We start from the raw sequence: 4,816 nt of genomic DNA, 5'->3' as shown, positions 1-4,816 counted from the left end.
ATCTTTTTGGAGAGTTTGATCCTGGCTCAGGACGAACGCTGGCGGCGTGCCTAATACATGCAAGTCGAGCGAACTGATGAAGAGCTTGCTTTTGATCAGTTAGCGGCGGACGGGTGAGTAACACGTGGGTAACCTGCCTGTAAGACTAGGATAACTCCGGGAAACCGGGGCTAATACTGGATAACTTTTCTCTCCGCATGGAGAGAGATTGAAAGATGGCTTCGGCTATCACTTACAGATGGACCCGCGGCGCATTAGCTAGTTGGTGAGGTAACGGCTCACCAAGGCAACGATGCGTAGCCGACCTGAGAGGGTGATCGGCCACATTGGGACTGAGACACGGCCCAAACTCCTACGGGAGGCAGCAGTAGGGAATCTTCCGCAATGGACGAAAGTCTGACGGAGCAACGCCGCGTGAGTGAAGAAGGTCTTCGGATCGTAAAACTCTGTTGTTAGGGAAGAACAAGTATCGTTCGAATAGGGCGGTACCTTGACGGTACCTAACCAGAAAGCCACGGCTAACTACGTGCCAGCAGCCGCGGTAATACGTAGGTGGCAAGCGTTGTCCGGAATTATTGGGCGTAAAGCGCGCGCAGGCGGTCTTTTAAGTCTGATGTGAAAGCCCACGGCTCAACCGTGGAGGGTCATTGGAAACTGGAAGACTTGAGTGCAGAAGAGGAGAGTGGAATTCCACGTGTAGCGGTGAAATGCGTAGAGATGTGGAGGAACACCAGTGGCGAAGGCGACTCTCTGGTCTGTAACTGACGCTGAGGCGCGAAAGCGTGGGGAGCAAACAGGATTAGATACCCTGGTAGTCCACGCCGTAAACGATGAGTGCTAAGTGTTAGAGGGTTTCCGCCCTTTAGTGCTGCAGCTAACGCATTAAGCACTCCGCCTGGGGAGTACGACCGCAAGGTTGAAACTCAAAGGAATTGACGGGGGCCCGCACAAGCGGTGGAGCATGTGGTTTAATTCGAAGCAACGCGAAGAACCTTACCAGGTCTTGACATCCTCTGACCTCCCTAGAGATAGGGCCTTCCCCTTCGGGGGACAGAGTGACAGGTGGTGCATGGTTGTCGTCAGCTCGTGTCGTGAGATGTTGGGTTAAGTCCCGCAACGAGCGCAACCCTTGACCTTAGTTGCCAGCATTCAGTTGGGCACTCTAAGGTGACTGCCGGTGACAAACCGGAGGAAGGTGGGGATGACGTCAAATCATCATGCCCCTTATGACCTGGGCTACACACGTGCTACAATGGATGGTACAAAGGGCTGCGAGACCGCGAGGTTAAGCCAATCCCATAAAACCATTCTCAGTTCGGATTGCAGGCTGCAACTCGCCTGCATGAAGCTGGAATCGCTAGTAATCGCGGATCAGCATGCCGCGGTGAATACGTTCCCGGGCCTTGTACACACCGCCCGTCACACCACGAGAGTTTGTAACACCCGAAGTCGGTGAGGTAACCTTTTGGAGCCAGCCGCCGAAGGTGGGACAGATGATTGGGGTGAAGTCGTAACAAGGTAGCCGTATCGGAAGGTGCGGCTGGATCACCTCCTTTCTAAGGAATTTAATTGAAAGGCGCAAGCGCCTTGGTTAACTCCGACAAGCAAATGTTCTTCTGACAAGTAAGTCTGTAGTTTGACTTGATTGGCAGAAGGTTATTTGACCTCGAGGAGTTAGGCGCTGGAGCTAGACATTATACGAAAGACGTTTCCGTTTTGTTCAGTTTTGAAGGTTCAATCCTTCATGAGATAAAATGTTCTTTGAAAACTAGATATGAGAAGAAACCAAGTAAACCGAGAATCGCCACTTTATGGATAATATCCATTTTTTTAAATTAGCAAATGATTATGGTTGAAGAAATTCAACGCTTATCATTAGCTGTAAGGTTAAGTTGTTAAGGGCGCACGGTGGATGCCTTGGCACTAGGAGCCGATGAAGGACGGTACTAACACCGATATGCTTCGGGGAGCTGTACGTAAGCTTTGATCCGGAGATTTCCGAATGGGGGAACCCACTATCCGTAATGGGATAGTATTCTTACCTGAATACATAGGGTAAGAATGGCAGACCTGGGGAACTGAAACATCTAAGTACCCAGAGGAAGAGAAAGCAAACGCGATTTCCTGAGTAGCGGCGAGCGAAACGGAAACAGCCCAAACCAAGAGGCTTGCCTCTTGGGGTTGTAGGACACTCATATGGGAGTCACAAAAGAGCGAAGTAGATGAAGCGGTCTGGAAAGGCCCGTCACAGAAGGTAAAAACCCTGTAATCAAAACTTCGTTCTCTCCCGAGTGGATCCTGAGTACGGCGGGACACGAGGAATCCCGTCGGAATCTGGGAGGACCATCTCCTAAGGCTAAATACTCCCTAGTGACCGATAGTGAACCAGTACCGTGAGGGAAAGGTGAAAAGCACCCCGGGAGGGGAGTGAAAGAGATCCTGAAACCGTGTGCCTACAAGTAGTCAAAGCCCGTTAATGGGTAATGGCGTGCCTTTTGTAGAATGAACCGGCGAGTTACGATTTCATGCGAGGTTAAGCTGATGAAGCGGAGCCGTAGCGAAAGCGAGTCTGAATAGGGCGAATGAGTATGAGGTCGTAGACCCGAAACCAGGTGATCTACCCATGTCCAGGGTGAAGGTAAGGTAACACTTACTGGAGGCCCGAACCCACGCACGTTGAAAAGTGCGGGGATGAGGTGTGGGTAGCGGAGAAATTCCAATCGAACTTGGAGATAGCTGGTTCTCTCCGAAATAGCTTTAGGGCTAGCCTCAAGGTAAGAGTCTTGGAGGTAGAGCACTGTTTGGACTAGGGGCCCTCATCGGGTTACCGAATTCAGATAAACTCCGAATGCCAAAGACTTATCCTTGGGAGTCAGACTGTGAGTGATAAGATCCATGGTCAAAAGGGAAACAGCCCAGACCACCAGCTAAGGTCCCAAAGTATACGTTAAGTGGAAAAGGATGTGGAGTTGCTTAGACAACCAGGATGTTGGCTTAGAAGCAGCCACCATTCAAAGAGTGCGTAATAGCTCACTGGTCGAGTGACTCTGCGCCGAAAATGTACCGGGGCTAAACGTATCACCGAAGCTGTGGATGGACACCGTAGGTGTCCGTGGTAGGAGAGCGTTCTAAGGGCGTTGAAGCTAGACCGTAAGGACTGGTGGAGCGCTTAGAAGTGAGAATGCCGGTATGAGTAGCGAAAGAAGGGTGAGAATCCCTTCCACCGAATGCCTAAGGTTTCCTGAGGAAGGCTCGTCCGCTCAGGGTTAGTCGGGACCTAAGCCGAGGCCGAAAGGCGTAGGCGATGGACAACAGGTTGATATTCCTGTACCACCTCTTCACCGTTTGAGCGATGGGGGGACGCAGGAGGATAGGGTAAGCGCAGTATTGGATTGCTGCGTCCAAGCAGTTAGGCTGGAGTGGAGGCAAATCCTTCATTCTAAAGCGGAGCTGTGATGGCGAGGGAAATATAGTACCGAAGTTCCTGATTCCACACTGCCAAGAAAATCCTCTAGCGAGGTGAAAGGTGCCCGTACCGCAAACCGACACAGGTAGGCGAGGAGAGAATCCTAAGGTGAGCGAGAGAACTCTCGTTAAGGAACTCGGCAAAATGACCCCGTAACTTCGGGAGAAGGGGTGCTCTGATAGGGTGCAAGCCCGAGAGAGCCGCAGTGAATAGGCCCAGGCGACTGTTTAGCAAAAACACAGGTCTCTGCGAAGCCGCAAGGCGAAGTATAGGGGCTGACACCTGCCCGGTGCTGGAAGGTTAAGGAGAGGGGTTAGCGTAAGCGAAGCTCTGAACTGAAGCCCCAGTAAACGGCGGCCGTAACTATAACGGTCCTAAGGTAGCGAAATTCCTTGTCAGGTAAGTTCTGACCCGCACGAAAGGTGTAACGATCTGGGCACTGTCTCAACGAGAGACTCGGTGAAATTATAGTACCTGTGAAGATGCAGGTTACCCGCGACAGGACGGAAAGACCCCATGGAGCTTTACTGTAGCCTGATATTGAATTTTGGTACAGCTTGTACAGGATAGGTAGGAGCCTGAGAAACCGGAGCGCCAGCTTCGGTGGAGGCGTCGGTGGGATACTACCCTGGCTGTATTGAACTTCTAACCCGCACCCCTGATCGGGGTGGGAGACAGTGTCAGGTGGGCAGTTTGACTGGGGCGGTCGCCTCCTAAAAGGTAACGGAGGCGCCCAAAGGTTCCCTCAGAATGGTTGGAAATCATTCGCAGAGTGTAAAGGCAGAAGGGAGCTTGACTGCGAGACCTACAAGTCGAGCAGGGACGAAAGTCGGGCTTAGTGATCCGGTGGTTCCGCATGGAAGGGCCATCGCTCAACGGATAAAAGCTACCCTGGGGATAACAGGCTTATCTCCCCCAAGAGTCCACATCGACGGGGAGGTTTGGCACCTCGATGTCGGCTCATCGCATCCTGGGGCTGTAGTCGGTCCCAAGGGTTGGGCTGTTCGCCCATTAAAGCGGTACGCGAGCTGGGTTCAGAACGTCGTGAGACAGTTCGGTCCCTATCCGTCGTGGGCGTAGGAAATTTGAGAGGAGCTGTCCTTAGTACGAGAGGACCGGGATGGACGCACCGCTGGTGTACCAGTTGTCTTGCCAAAGGCATCGCTGGGTAGCTATGTGCGGAAGGGATAAGTGCTGAAAGCATCTAAGCATGAAGCCCCCCTCAAGATGAGATTTCCCATAGTTTAACTAGTAAGATCCCTGAAAGATGATCAGGTAGATAGGTTCGAGGTGGAAGCGTGGCGACACGTGGAGCTGACGAATACTAATCGATCGAGGACTTAACCAAAA

General features: G+C 52.0%; 2 rRNA genes. Both read left to right on the top strand.

The features are described from left to right. The first annotated feature begins 3 nt into the window (after positions 1–3). A 16S ribosomal RNA gene (locus G4D61_RS17700) occupies positions 4–1,556 on the top strand. A gap of 329 nt (positions 1,557–1,885) precedes the next feature. After that, positions 1,886–4,814: ribosomal RNA gene (locus G4D61_RS17695) — 23S ribosomal RNA — on the top strand. The 16S and 23S rRNA genes sit together here, the layout of an rRNA operon. Positions 4,815–4,816 lie beyond the last annotated feature (2 nt).

The sequence above is a fragment of the Heyndrickxia ginsengihumi genome, from assembly GCF_011008565.1.
Lineage (GTDB): Bacteria > Bacillota > Bacilli > Bacillales > Bacillaceae_C > Weizmannia > Weizmannia ginsengihumi.
The sequence above is the reverse complement of the archived record's forward strand: the minus strand, read 5'-3'. Positions and strand labels throughout refer to the sequence as shown.